General features: G+C 41.4%; 13 protein-coding genes. 6 read left to right on the forward strand and 7 right to left on the reverse strand.

The genetic code is table 11. From position 1 onward, the window contains the following. The first annotated feature begins 473 nt into the window (after positions 1-473). Positions 474-1,805 carry a glucose-1-phosphate adenylyltransferase gene (glgC, locus tag NATSA_RS15040; protein WP_210513443.1) on the forward strand — a complete coding sequence of 444 codons (1,332 nt, stop codon included), beginning with the start codon at positions 474-476 and terminating at the stop codon, positions 1,803-1,805. A 76-nt stretch (positions 1,806-1,881) separates the two neighbouring features. Here glgC and NATSA_RS15045 read toward each other — a convergent pair whose 3' ends face one another. Then, complete coding sequence (locus tag NATSA_RS15045) at positions 1,882-2,523, reverse strand: DUF2959 family protein (RefSeq protein ID WP_210513444.1); 642 nt, start codon at positions 2,521-2,523, stop codon at positions 1,882-1,884. A 431-nt stretch (positions 2,524-2,954) separates the two neighbouring features. On the opposite strand from NATSA_RS15045, the gene NATSA_RS15050 reads away from it, so the two are divergent. After that, positions 2,955-3,362, forward strand: a complete 408-nt coding sequence (locus NATSA_RS15050; RefSeq protein ID WP_210513445.1) for a bactofilin family protein — start codon at positions 2,955-2,957, stop codon at positions 3,360-3,362. A gap of 219 nt (positions 3,363-3,581) precedes the next feature. Here NATSA_RS15050 and NATSA_RS15055 read toward each other — a convergent pair whose 3' ends face one another. The 4 genes from NATSA_RS15055 to NATSA_RS15070 form a co-directional block, all read right to left on the reverse strand. After that, the gene (locus tag NATSA_RS15055; RefSeq protein WP_210513446.1) at positions 3,582-5,117 is read right to left on the reverse strand and encodes an AsmA family protein; all 1,536 of its coding nucleotides are present in this window, start codon (positions 5,115-5,117) and stop codon (positions 3,582-3,584) included. Positions 5,118-5,229: 112 nt separating this feature from the next. Beyond that, positions 5,230-5,898, reverse strand: coding sequence for a YiaD family glycine zipper/OmpA-like lipoprotein (locus NATSA_RS15060; RefSeq protein ID WP_210513447.1), 669 nt, complete (start codon positions 5,896-5,898; stop codon positions 5,230-5,232). Positions 5,899-5,954: 56 nt separating this feature from the next. After that, positions 5,955-6,245 (reverse strand): YtxH domain-containing protein, encoded by a 291-nt coding sequence (locus tag NATSA_RS15065; RefSeq protein ID WP_210513448.1) that lies wholly within the window; start codon positions 6,243-6,245, stop codon positions 5,955-5,957. Between the two features lie 164 nt (positions 6,246-6,409). Further along, positions 6,410-6,565: a lmo0937 family membrane protein gene (locus NATSA_RS15070; protein ID WP_210513449.1), complete on the reverse strand. Its 156-nt coding sequence runs from the start codon at positions 6,563-6,565 to the stop codon at positions 6,410-6,412. 531 nt (positions 6,566-7,096) lie between these two features. On the opposite strand from NATSA_RS15070, the gene NATSA_RS15075 reads away from it, so the two are divergent. Both NATSA_RS15075 and NATSA_RS15080 read left to right on the forward strand, forming a co-directional pair. Continuing rightward, entirely contained in the window at positions 7,097-7,807 is a 711-nt protein-coding gene (locus tag NATSA_RS15075; RefSeq protein WP_210513450.1) for an ATP-binding protein, read from the forward strand. Between the two features lie 53 nt (positions 7,808-7,860). Beyond that, a complete protein-coding gene (locus NATSA_RS15080) occupies positions 7,861-8,781 on the forward strand; it encodes an isoaspartyl peptidase/L-asparaginase family protein (protein ID WP_210513451.1) in 921 nt (306 codons plus the stop codon). Here the strand turns inward: NATSA_RS15080 and NATSA_RS15085 are convergent. Further along, positions 8,765-9,649: a cyanophycinase gene (locus tag NATSA_RS15085; RefSeq protein ID WP_210513452.1), complete on the reverse strand. Its 885-nt coding sequence runs from the start codon at positions 9,647-9,649 to the stop codon at positions 8,765-8,767. The two genes, NATSA_RS15080 and NATSA_RS15085, sit on opposite strands and share 17 nt — an antisense overlap. 358 nt (positions 9,650-10,007) lie before the next feature. On the opposite strand from NATSA_RS15085, the gene cphA reads away from it, so the two are divergent. Beyond that, positions 10,008-12,701: a cyanophycin synthetase gene (cphA, locus tag NATSA_RS15090; protein WP_210513453.1), complete on the forward strand. Its 2,694-nt coding sequence runs from the start codon at positions 10,008-10,010 to the stop codon at positions 12,699-12,701. Between the two features lie 33 nt (positions 12,702-12,734). Here the strand turns inward: cphA and NATSA_RS15095 are convergent, their stop codons facing one another. Next, on the reverse strand, positions 12,735-12,893 hold the full coding sequence (locus NATSA_RS15095; protein ID WP_210513454.1) for a YqaE/Pmp3 family membrane protein: 159 nt from the start codon (positions 12,891-12,893) through the stop codon (positions 12,735-12,737). Positions 12,894-13,436: 543 nt separating this feature from the next. Here NATSA_RS15095 and NATSA_RS15100 point away from each other — a divergent pair. Further along, positions 13,437-13,751: a pyridoxal-phosphate dependent enzyme gene (locus NATSA_RS15100; RefSeq protein ID WP_210513455.1), complete on the forward strand. Its 315-nt coding sequence runs from the start codon at positions 13,437-13,439 to the stop codon at positions 13,749-13,751. Positions 13,752-13,840 lie beyond the last annotated feature (89 nt).

Below are 13,840 nucleotides of genomic sequence, written 5' to 3' on the forward strand. Positions count from 1 at the left end.
GTTGTATTCTAATTGTTTAGAGCACTTTTAAAATACAAAAACCAGAGGACTTATTCTCTTTTATTTTATTGATTTACAATAAGTTACCGCTTTATTTAACTGTTGTTCTGAACTCCGAAAGTTGAGTATGTAATCTTCATGAACTGACATAATAGATTATTAACGTATACAAATTGTTATAAAATTGTAATAAATCATTTACACATTTTACATGTTTTTTGAATATTTATCGCTCCACACGCTTTATTTTATTAATAATATCGGGAATAATACCTGTCAAGATATCGAGAACTTGCCGGAATACGTAAAATATGTAACAGGTGTAAATATACATGTAACGCCTTCCTGATACTGAGTATATAATTTTGTTGTCCCTACAATGTGGAGATGGGTCCTTGATATTCAAGGGAAAACAAATACCTATGCAAGCCTTAGGACTCCACTGGTTACTATAACTCATAAAGGTCAAGGACATGGAAAACAAATTTAGTCACCGGGAAAAAAAACCTGAAGTAATGACCATGATTCTTGCAGGAGGACGCGGGAGTCGTCTGTCGAAATTAACCGAATGGCGGGTAAAGCCTGCAGTACCTTTCGGCGGGAATTATCGTATCATTGACTTCGTACTGTCAAACTGTATCAATTCCGGTCTGAGACACATCGGAGTGCTGACGCAATACAAATCCCAGTCACTAACTCGTCATCTGGTCAACGGGTGGAATTTCCTGAATAATGGATTTGATGGTTTTATGGAAACTATTTCGGCCCAGATGCGCAACAAGGATGAATGGTATGAAGGGACAGCTGATTCGATTTATCAGAATATTGACCTCATACAAAAATACAGTCCTGAAAATATATTGATTCTTGGCGGCGATCACATATACAAGCTCGATTACAACCGGCTGCTTTCATTTCATGCAGAGAAACAGGCTGATGTCACGGTCGGATGCATTGAAGTCTCCATAAAAGATGCGAAGTCATTTGGTGTCATGACCACTAACACGGATCACAAAATCACCGGTTTTGAAGAAAAATCTGCTAACCCCGTCACCATTCCGGGGAATAGAAACCGGTGCCTGGCCTCCATGGGAATCTACGTATTTAAGACAAAGCGATTGCTTGAACTTTTGTTGCAGGATGCCTTTAACGATCAGTCTACCCATGACTTCGGACGTGATATCATTCCGGCAGCACTAAATACACGAAATGTATTTGCCTGGCCATTTGTAGATGAGGTATCCGGGAAGCCGGAATACTGGAGAGACATTGGTTCCATTGATTCTTACTGGCAGGCAAATATGGATCTTTTTGACCCGACTCATTGTATGGATATTTTTAATCCGAATTGGCCCATCAAGTCCATCCCGCAAGATCGTCCTCCTACTTTTTTACATGGTAAAAATGACCATAGTAATAATATTAACCATTCCATGATCTCTGCAGGATGCATCATTGCCGGTTGCAGATCGGAGAATTCGATTATATCGGATGGGGTAAAGATGCAAAACTCCCTCATCAGAAATTCGATTATACTGCCGGATGCCGTAATCGGATCCGGTTGCCGGATACATAACGCGATCATTGACAAAAACACCGTTATACCGGATGGATTGGTTATCGGAGAAGACCGGGAGCAGGACAGTAAATGCTTTCATGTAAGCCCCGGGGGAATCAGACTGATTACTTGTGAGATGGTGCAAAATTATGTTAATGAAAAACAAGCATCGGCCCCATTAAAAGTACTTCCATCAAAAAGACATTATCAACTATACCCCTTACACAAGGATCACTATGCTTCGTAAAATGAGTCCGGGGTAAAATTGACAATCACGCATTTACCCTTTGATCTGTGCGTGGACATCAACTGTACCCGGATAATTAATTCTGCCTCATTTCTGTCCGGGCATTTTCAATGGCACTTTGAAGTCTTTGCAGTTCACTTTTCAGTTGAGCTCCATTATCCGAGACATTGTTGGAAATTGAAGTAATTGACTCAATACCATTTCTTGTCAGGTCATTCGATAAAAACTGTTCGATTTCATTTATATCTGACACATATTCTTTGAATGCCTCTTTCACACCGACATTGTTCTGAGCAATTTTGTCGTAGGTCTCGGCAAGCTCTGCACGCCGTTCATCACTTCGTGCCTGGATGTCAGGATTATCATACTGCTGGCCATTCTTGTCCCATTTCTCAAAATATGCTTTTCCGGCTTCTTCCATCTCTCTGGCATGTTTGGCAAAATCCCGTTCCATTCTTTTTGTTTTTGAGGCATTCTCGGAAAACAGGTCAAATGCTCTGTTCAAATCTGACTGACCCGGTCTCGTAAGATCATCAAGGGAAGCTCCTGTAGCATCGAGCTGCACAACAATTCTCTTGATATCATTGTCTACCGTTTGCATTGTGGATTGAACGTCTTCAGACCGCTGCATGCTCGTGGTGGAGCAGGCTGCTACCGCAATGACTGCTGCAAGACTAAACAGCAAAAAGGAATTATAAGGTGTTATTATTTTTTTCATAATCGTTTGCATTGGCTACTGCGAAAGTGCAGTTCAGTTGTGAAATGTTTGTCACTAAGCAATTTGCCAATACTGCAGGTATTTACTCTTATATATTACTGTCAGAAGGTTACATAGATTACTGCATTATAAAGCAGTGATATATATAAACATTATTTTTCATGTTGTAATAATTTTCTGTCCTTTTAACAGGATATTGTTATTGAATTATGGGTTTCATGATAACATGCTTATATCATGTTATACATCGTGACATATATAATATTATATATGTCAAACTCGCATATTAAATAACAAATAAACAGAACTACAATGATATACTATATAGACACACAGTGCTTTTTTGTTATTGCATTAATAAAGCAAATCCTGCAGTCTTATTAGTGATTTAATGTCTGTTTATTATAATAATACCCAAGATGGAGGGAACAATGTTTTACAAAAAAGCGGATTCTTTCTGGCTCATTAAAGATTCGGTGATCGGTGATGGTAAAATGACTATCCCGACGAATACAAGCATTGCCGGATTATTAAAAATGGATATTGAATGTACGGGAAAAGTAGTTGTTGCAGCATCCGGAGAAGTGCGTGGCTCCATAAGAGCTTCCGAAGTACAGATTTATGGAGAAGTTGCCGGTGATATCACTGCCAGTGAAGGACTTACCATTTACAAGAGCGGCGTGGTAAAGGGAAATATCTCTTCGAAAAAACTTGTTATTGAAGAAGGTGCGAAATGCAATTTCCGGATGACGGTTGGAGAGCATATAAAACCTGTACTGATAAAGAACGGTTCTTCCAAAGTTCCTGAAGTTGCAGGGATGGGTATTATTTCGCAATAAAGTCTTACATAATTATATGCCTATGTATTAGGTCTGCTGATCCCTGCAACACATAAATCAGTGATATATATAAACATTATTTACTTAAATGTAATAATCACTGGCTATTTTATCAGATATTGTCAGAACTACCCCCCCCACAGGCACTTTATGCGCTCCCACTCAGAATCCCATATAACTATTCGAAGGGCAAACGGAGTGGGAGCGTAGTGTCTGGCTTTACAATCGTAAAGCGATATCGTAAATACCTGATCTGAGAGAGTGCCAGAGGTGTTGAAAAAATGACGAATCAGAATTACGCACGTGATCAATTTCTCCTGTGCGTACTTCATCATTGGAATCGGCTAAATTATCAGCTCTCAGTACAGCTTCGTTAGCTATAAAGCTCTTTATGGAATTCGTAAAACTTGTGTCATAATCATCCATATCAATAATTTCCATTTTCAGATCTTCATATACCAGATGCATGCTGCCTGAACTGGTGTCGTCTGTCATTTCAAAATAAAATTCAAGTTCATGAGCAAACCCACTCACGACTTCCATCCCTTCCAGATCCATAAAAATGGAATTCAGCTGTTTTAAATCGAATGGATGCAAATTACCGGATCCGGTCATATGAAAAGGTCCGTCATGTAGTGAAAAATGTAATTCGGTGTTGAGTTCAGAGTGATTTTGAAGGTACGTAACGGCATTAAGGCTGGCCGGGAGTTGGGAAAGCGAGTTTACATCAGTAATCTGAATAGTGGAATTCATAAAAGAGATCGTACCGGGACGAGTGCCTTCTTCATCTTGTTCAGAGTATTGTATGTTCGTATTTCTGAAGAACAGGGAGTCGAATTGAATGGCAACCGGCAGATTCTGAATAGTTTTATTGAGTAATGTCGGATCTTTTTTATCCGGCTTTTCGGGCAGTTGTTTGTCTTTGGCCACATGAATGCTGAATGCATCGAAATCCAGAGATCGGGCTTTTACGGTTTTTTTATTGTGAAAGGCAGCCGGATCAATTCCAGCGGCCGTAAAATTCACTATTTCGATATCAAACATGTTTGCTTCGAACTCCCGGGATCTCATAAACTGAAAATATCCTCCCACCGGAATCAGTTTCATGGACGATAATGTCAGGAGACTATCCTGATGTTCGAAATTAAATCCGGAAAGAGAAAGCCGATACCGATCCTCTGAGAACAGAAATCCAAGTGAGTCAATATCCACACTGTATTGTGGTATATCCAGGGAATCCGGATCGGTCTTAAATTCGAATGCCAGACCTGCCTTCAGATTCAATGCGTTCATTCGGTTGCTCTCCCCTCCTTCTTTTCGTACAATTATAGTTCCGTTGGTGATATCAAGCGAGGCTATCTTCAGCTTTTCTACAGAAGTGTCATCGCCGGATTCCTCATCATCGGGTAGACGTGCAGGATCCCAATCGATGGTAAACGCATCTAATTTAACTTTCGAAAGGATGATATTTTTACGAAAAATCAGACCCGGATTTATTCCGGTAATGCGGAGGGTATCGGTCCGGAAAATGACATGGCCATCATTGGATGTCGAAATTGTCATATGTCCGATCGAAACAGCCCGCTGCAACGGTGAAATACGGGCTGAATTTATTTCCACAGTGTAATCCGGACCCAGGGCATCGGCCAGAATGGACTGGATCTTCTCCTGACCAACTCCGAACCGCAGCCATAAAAACAGACCTGAAAGGATGACCAAAACCGTGATCCCTGCAATGAGCAGCACTCTTTTCATCGTAAATGCAGTATGCTAATAGCTGCATATAACACCGCTGATGGGTAATTATGATTCTGCAGACCTGGGGTGAACATGGGGCATTTGTGTAATTATATTTTTAATTATGACATTACCGGTTTTCAGCTTGAATACGATTCACATATTCCTCACTTGCGATAATTCCGACTTCAACTCTTCGGTTTTGATCTCTTCCTTCTTCAAGGTCATTATCAGCTATGGGTTCAAGTTCACCACGCCCCTGAGCCTGTATTCGGGAAGATGGGATGCCCTGGGAAACCAGGTAGGTTTTGGCTGCTTCTGATCGCCGGTTTGAGAGGCCCAGATTGTATTCTTCGCTTCCTCTGCTGTCTGTATGACCTACAATTACGATATCCGAATCAGGATACTCGTTCAGACTGGCAGCCAGTTGGGTAAGGTTCTCCCGTGCATCAGGTTGAATTTCGGATGAATCAAATCCAAAGAGTAAACCAGAGTCAAACGTAATGGCAATGCCTTCACCAACTCGCTGAACTTCAGCATCCCTTAAGCTTTGTTCAAGCTCTTCTGCCTGTTGGTCCATCCGATGGCCAATAATATTGCCGGCAGCCCCGCCAACTACAGCGCCAACAAGTGCGCCTTTCACAGTTGAACCAAGCGCTTTGCCCGCAAGTGCTCCTACACCTGCGCCGGCTCCGGCACCTATAGCTGTACCCTTTGTTGTATTGCTTAATTTACTGCATCCTGAAAATAATAATACCAGGACAAGTACTGGAAAGGTTATGAGGTGGTGTGTTTTCATCTGTTTAAAGTTTTCAGACTCAGTTATTGGGGGCGTACCAAATAACAAGACTGAGGTTAATGATTAAGATTGTTCACTTTTTGGAGCGCATCCGCCTTAAACTTTTTCGCCTTTTTAATGGCTTTAGTGCTTAGGCGTATGGTTTGTTCTTCTGCGTCTTCAAACGGGTGGGAGACGGAATCGGCTAAATCGTAAAGATTATCCATCAGATAGTCTCTGTACAGCCTCCCTTTCCTTGCAATTTTGTTTCTTGTTTTAACACCTTTGCCGGGTGCATACAACAGGCCTGTGACAGCTCCGGCGACTCCAATAATTAAACCGCCAATTAACATTTGTGAAATTTTCATATCGTTAGTGATTACATTTTTATTATTTGATTTAACTCATTGCAACTATTACGACTTTCCATTGTTTTAGTTGATAATATCTGTCCGAAGAAGTGGCTGCATGACCATTATCCGGCCTGACATATTTCTGTTGGGTTATGAGTATTAACTCCTTTTCCGGTTTGCTAAACTACACGTCTGCCCTGAATTACCTGAAGTAATACAGCAATTACGGCAATAACCAGCAGAATATGGATTATGCCACCGGTGCTGTAACCTACAAACCCTACTAACCAGGCTATGACCAGAACTACGGCAACAATGTATAATAGACTTCCCATGATATTTTGTGATTTGGGTTATGGTTGATTTTGAGTACATAGGATGCAATCAGATTTAATGTTGTTACAACAGCAATTACGCCCTTCAAAAGGATTTTTTTTGATGTTTAAATTCACATTTCTCTAAATGGTATTTAGTTTTAAACGATTCGATGATTATTTGAAAGAGTATGCAATGGCACATCTACAATGTGACAAAATTAAATCTTATGCATGTTATAAGGAGGCTGTGTTGTGTTATATATTTGACAGATCCTCATAATTTCTATCTGTTTATACTTTAAATATGTAAATGCGCAAGCAATTCAATTGTCATGGTCCATCATTTTTCAAGTCATTATTTCTGGTTTATTATCAGTCAGATTGATACCTGTGATATATATAAAATTGCCCCTGTTCTATATAATATTTAGCTCAATCCTATCTCATATTTTGATAGTAATCAAATCATCATTCAGTGCCTTTTTATAATCTCATGTTTTGATTTCTGTCAAAGCCTGAGTGAATAGCAAGCTGATTAAAAGCTGATAATTGGCAGGTGAACGTAAGAGGATCAGATCACAAATCGGATCAAATGAACCAATTGCGGAAGACAAAATTGAAACCCTGATCCCGGTAGTCTGCGTGGTTGTCCCGAACTCTCAAAAAATCTTGGAATTTATTATGCATATCGAAAGAAAACCCTCAACGGTAGTTACGGTTCTTGACCGTATATATCATCCAATGGCACAAAACATGGGTGTTTCATTATTACTGAGGAACAAAATCAATTCAGAAGTTCAATTCCCGGCCAGGTTTTTTATCAATCTGATACAGATCTCAGGAATTTTGGTTGAAAATGCAATTAAATTCAGTTCTCCCAATGGATTAGTGGATGTGTTTTTTACACTGGATTCGGATGAGGATCACAGCACACTTAATATGACTGTTACAGATTCCGGAAAAATCATTACCCCGGATCTGGTATCCGCAATTAACCGGGGTAATCAAACAGCTCAATTACCGGAGTCCGACGGAGAACCCGGTTTTGGTTTCAGGCTTGGATACGCCATGCAACTGGTATCCGAAGAAGACGGTCGTATTTTTATTAAGAGCGAAACAGACTCCGGGACAACATTTTCATTGTCCTTTCCACTTCATCAAAATTACATGAACCGAAGGAAAGATTTCCATACTAATGCTAAAAATAGTGAGGCGTTGTTTAACGGCTCCTATAGCTCAAGAAGCCACACATTTGGGTAACATGCTTTTTTCAAAGGTGGACTGTAACGATAAATTCCAGAAATCAGAACTTCATGCAAATACCCGCAATAGCTATTCATGGTGGTTCTGGAACGATCGTTTCCAATCCCGAAGATCCTGCGTCAGAGAAACAATATCTGAATGCACTCAATAACGCATTAGACTCGGGCTATAAACTGTTGGCAGAGGGCTGCTCAGCCACGGAATGCGTATGTAAAGCAGTAACGGTCATGGAAGATTGTGATCTTTTCAATGCCGGCAAAGGATCGGTATTTACGGCAAGAGGAAAGCATGAGATGGATGCGGCCATCATGGATGGAATGACTCTTAAAGCGGGGGCAGTGGCAGGACTGCAGGGAGTGAAGAATCCGATTTTGGTGGCGTATGATGTACTTCATAACACACCCTTTGTTTTTATCGCCGGGAAGGAAGCGATAGCGTTTGCCCGCCAAAAGGATTTCAAATTTGAGTCGGATTCTTATTTCTATACTCAACTCCGGTATGATCAGTGGCAGGAGATTAGGAAAGACGGAGAAATGCAGCTGGACCATTCCGGTGAGGGTGAAAAATTTGGCACCGTGGGAGCTGTTGCAGTGGATACTGAAGGGAATGTGGCCGCTGCAACATCAACAGGTGGTATGACAAACAAGGCCTGGGGCCGGGTGGGCGACAGCCCCCTTATCGGAGCGGGAACCTACGCAAACAACAAAACCTGTGCGGTTTCCTGTACAGGCCACGGGGAGTATTTTATTTGCGGAGTGGTTGCTTATGACGTCTCATGCAGAATGGAATATGGCGGCGAAAATCTCAACCAGGCCGCGAATAGCGTGATTAATGAAAAATTAAAAAGGATGGGCGGTGAAGGCGGATTGATTGCTGTTGATTCTTCCGGGAACATCTGCATGCCATTCAATACCGGAGGGATGTACAGAGGAATGAAAAATAAAAAGCAAACCATTACCCGGATTTACTGACTTCCGGTTCATGATGTCTTGAATCATAGTGAACCCTGGCCACTTTCTCGCGTATGTTATAGGTATCCTGGGTAGACAGAAGATGCACCGTTAAATTGGCGAGGGAGAGCGGTATTCTTTTCTTTAACTTATCATATTGATTATAATAAAGATTGCTTCCGTCAAAGATAACAACTATTCCCGATCCAATGATTTCCAGGAGGTTCCCTTCTTTGATAAGAACGCCGGTATCTTCGCCCAAACCTACTCCCAGTTTTTCGGGATGCAGTGCCACCGCCTCAGCAAGCCTCCCAAAACGATGCCTGTTGATAAAATGGCTGTCGAAAATAATCTCACTTATCAGACCGAGCCCCTTTCCCATTTCAAGATCATTTTTTCTTATGATTGTTCCATTTCGCCCTCCAGAAATCATCTCCTCCGACATAACAACCGCGCCGGCACTGGTTCCTGCAATGGTAACGTTCTCATTTTGATAGCGTTTGCAAATCAATTGATGGGCCAGCGTATCTCTAAAAATATGGCTGATCTTGCTCTGATTTCCTCCTGAAAAAAGAATAATATCTGAACTGTTGATTCGATCCAGAGTGGAGGATTTTTCAGCTTCATCCCGATCCCTTATATCCAGGATACCGACATTATCCACTCCAAGTCTTAAAAATGAATCTTTATAATTTTGCCCGACGACCTCCGGTATTTCAGAAGCACTTGTGATCACCTCAATTCGTGGTTCAGACACTTCGGAATTGTTAATGATATCCTGTAGGATGAACCCCTCCCCGAAATGAGAATAAAAACTCTCATCTGTTTTTTTAATCTTCTTTTGCTCATTACCACCAATGGCAATAAGTGTTCCTTTAGGTGTCTTCATTTAAATGGGATTATGCCGTTTTGATCACAACTGTATATGACAAAGGTAACTAACTTTTCTCTGGAAAATTACTGAATGTCAGAGTAGGCCAATCGATGATATAACCAGGGGTGGGCTGTTATTATTTGCAAGCCGTTCCAGGCAGGTGAGTTTGTAGGATATATGTAACAAACATTTGGATTCACGTAACCTCTCTTAATGAACGCATGAATAGATTGAGTATTCTGCAAAGATCATAATTAAAGTTCGATTTATAACATCATGAATCCCCTCTTTCGCAAGGAGAAAACTTTCGGCACACTCTTTTGAAAGTTATGAACCAACCTCTGGTAATAAAGCTTAAATTTTAAATACCCTCATGAATATTCTGAATATAAATGTCACGTCTGGTCCCAATATATGGTCTGTTAAAAAACACCGGCTGGTAGTCATGCAGCTGGACATCGGAGACCTGGAATATAGACCTACAAATGAAATAGATGGATTTTATGAGCGAATAACTGCGCTCATCCCAAGTCTTTACAATCACCAATGTTCAGAAGATGAGCCGGGAGGTTTTTTTTTACGGGTAAAAGACGGGACCTGGATCGGCCACGTCATTGAGCATATCGCAATAGAGATGCAGGTTTTGGCCGGTATTGAAGCCGTTTTCGGACAAACCCGCGGAACCGGTGCAGAGGGACAATATTATGTGGCGTTTGATTGTGCCGATGAAGAATCGGGACGGCTTGCCGCGGAAAAAGCTGTGGTAATAGCGCAGAACCTGGTTGATGGAGTCGAAACAGACTTTGACCAACACATAGAAGAAATCCGAATGAAAAATTTTGAGAACACCCCCGGCCCCAGTACAGCATCGATTCTCAGGGAGGCTGCTTCGCGTGAAATACCGGTCATTAAACTTGAAGACAACGCTACCTGGCAGCTTGGATACGGCTGTAATCAAAAGAAAATCTCCGCCACAATTACCTCATCAACCAGCTATTCTGCCGTTGAAACAGTCTGTAATAAAGAGATCTGCCGGGATCTTTTGAAGAGCATGTCGGTACCGATTGCCGATGGTGCTGCGATAGAATCATCGGATGTACTAAACCAAACAATTGATTCTCTGGGATTTCCCATAACCATTAAACCTGCAAATGGTAATCAGGGGCGTGGAGTAACAACAAATATCACAACATTCGAGCAAGCTGAGGAAGCTTTCCGATTTGCATCGACAATATGTAAACGGGTTATCGTAGAGAGACACATCCCTGGCTTTGACTATCGCCTTCTTATGGTTGACGGGAAATTAGCCGCTGCCGCGAAACGTACACCTGCCCACGTGGTTGGAGATGGGCAATCGTCTGTCCAGCAATTAATAAATGAAGTAAATCGCGATCCGAATCGGGGAGATGGACACGATAGAGTTCTCACAAAGATACAGGCAGGGCCGGCGGCAACTTTTATTCTGGCACGTAAAAACTATAACCTAAATACCGTACTGAAGAAGAGTGAAATACTTTATTTAGATTATGCGGCAAATCTTAGCAAAGGGGGAACCGCTGAAGATGTTACCGATCAGGTACATCCGGATGTGGTAAGAACAGCCGAAAGAGTGAGTAAAATAACCGGGCTCGATATTTGTGGAATCGACCTGATGGCCAAAACTTTAGAAAAACCCCTTGCAGAAACAGGAGGCGTTGTGCTGGAAGTGAATGCGGCTCCGGGACTTCGAATGCATCTTGCTCCCTCAAAAGGTATTTCCCGGAATGTAGCTTCACCCGTACTGGATATGCTGTTCCCTGAGGGCAGCAGCTGTCGTATCCCCATCATGGCTGTAACCGGCACCAATGGAAAAACAACCACAACAAGATTGCTTGCGCATATCATGAAAGAAGCGGGGCGCCGGGTTGGATATACCACAACAGACGGGATTTATGTGAATGATGAGCAGCTTGTGAAAGGAGACTGCGGGGGACCCATAAGTGCTGAATTGATATTGAAAGATCCAACCGTGGATACCGCTGTACTTGAGTGTGCAAGAGGAGGGATATTACGGGCCGGACTTGCATTTGACCGGTGTGATGTTGCTGTAGTTACCAATGTAGCCGGTGATCATCTTGGAATGAAAGGAATTAATACGCTCGATCAGTTGGCACACCTGAAGTCGGCCGTACCGGAAAGTGTACACCATGAAGGCTACGCCGTACTCAATGCTGACGATGACAGAGTATATGCGATGCGGGAAAAAGTTACGTGCACCCCGGTGCTCTTTTCAATGAAAGAGGACAGTACCCGATTGGCCAAACACCGTAAAGAAGGTGGGTTATGTGCGGTTTTTACTGATAAAACTGTTACCATCTGGGACGGACCGGACACACATACTATTGAGCATATTGAGAACATACCGCTTGGTTTTGGCGGCCGTGCCGGTTTTATGATTGAGAATATCCTGGCAGCTGTTGCTGCGGCATATACACAAAAAATATCTCCTGCAGTGATTCGCAGATCGCTGGCAAGTTTCAGGCCTTCACCGGAGCATACACCCGGCAGAATGAATCTGTTTCATTTTGAAGACTACGATGTTCTTGTGGACTACTGCCACAACCCTGCGGGTCTGGTTGCGATCAAAGAATTTATTGACAGCTCATCCTACCTCTATAAAACGGGAATTATAAGTGGGATCGGAGATCGAAGAGACGATGACCATTTTGAGATCGGCCGGCTCTCCGCGGAAATATTTTGCAAGATAATTATACGTGAAGATTCCGATCTGAGAGGAAAAGCAGCCGGAGAATCATCAGCGATCGTGAAACAGGGTGTTAAGAGTTCCTGTTATAATCCGGCCGTATTGTGTATCCCAAATGAAAAACAGGCACTGCTATTTGCAATGGAAAACGCACTGCCGGACACCCTTGTCATGATCTGTGTCGAACAGATTGAAGAGATAATCAGCTTGCTGAAATTAAAGCAGCTGCAGGAAAAAGAAAAACTGCTTGAGTCCGCCTTAATGACTATGCCTCTGAGTAATAAACTTCCTGTTGAGATACATACGTTACAACAGATTGAGTAGGAAGCTAAAGAAGCAGCCCGGCGTGAAGCACGCTTAGTTTTTTGAAATTACCCATATTGCATGAATTATTCCCGGAATATATCCAAGTATTGTCAGCAATATATTCAGCCAGAATGCGCCGGATAATCCAACTTCTAAAAATACCCCAAGTGGCGGGAGTATGATTGCAAAAATTATTTTTAAAATATCCATAGATGTATTTTTATGTTTATTGAGTATTGATTAAATATAATTTATATAAAAACATAACACCCGAAACTCATGACTGGCATAACATTAAATATATAATTTATTTTCCCACTAAAAAACAAACTGGAATCAATCAGTAAAGTATACAACAAACACCATTTTAAATATAAGGTCGAATATTATCCCAAATAAATAATATACATCCCATACTATTTCATGGAATTAATGATTCCTTACAAAATCATGCATATCCATTAATGTTTATACCAAAACAACCTGTAAGCATTGATGCTAAAGCAATCAAAAAACACAGCCCATTTACGCAACTGTAAAAGATGCAACTTTTACTGCAATCCATATAAGTAATATTCAATTCATTGTCTTTATATATAGTATCCAATGAATGGTTAGAAGTACGATAATTGATTCGTTGGCTGCAATTAAAGCAGATTTGATGGATCTGCGGATGGAAATTATAAACCACATCTTTGATACGAACATACGTACAGAATCAGATGATAAAATAAATAAACCAGGGTTATCTCCATGGCAATTGAAACCGGTATCTTATCAACTATAGGCAAGACTCCCATGGTGGTGATGAATAAATTATTTCCAACCTCCTCTTCCATATTTTATGCAAAACTTGAAATGTTTAATCCCGGTGGGAGCACAAAGGACCGAACAGCTCTCCTGATGTTATCCAAAGCTATGGAGGAAGGTAAACTCGATCATAACAGTACGGTAGTTGAATCAAGTTCGGGTAATATGGCTATAGGCCTTGCCCAGGTTTGCCGGTATTTGGATTTAAAGCTTATCGTAGTAACTCAACTTTCGGAGTTCAGAACAACAGTTAAATAAAGCGGTAACTTATTGTAAATCAATAAAATAAAAGAGAATAAGTCCTCTGGTTTTTGTATTTTAAAAGTGCTCTAAACAATTAGAATACA

The sequence above is a fragment of the Natronogracilivirga saccharolytica genome (assembly GCF_017921895.1).
Lineage (GTDB): Bacteria > Bacteroidota > Rhodothermia > Balneolales > Natronogracilivirgulaceae > Natronogracilivirga > Natronogracilivirga saccharolytica.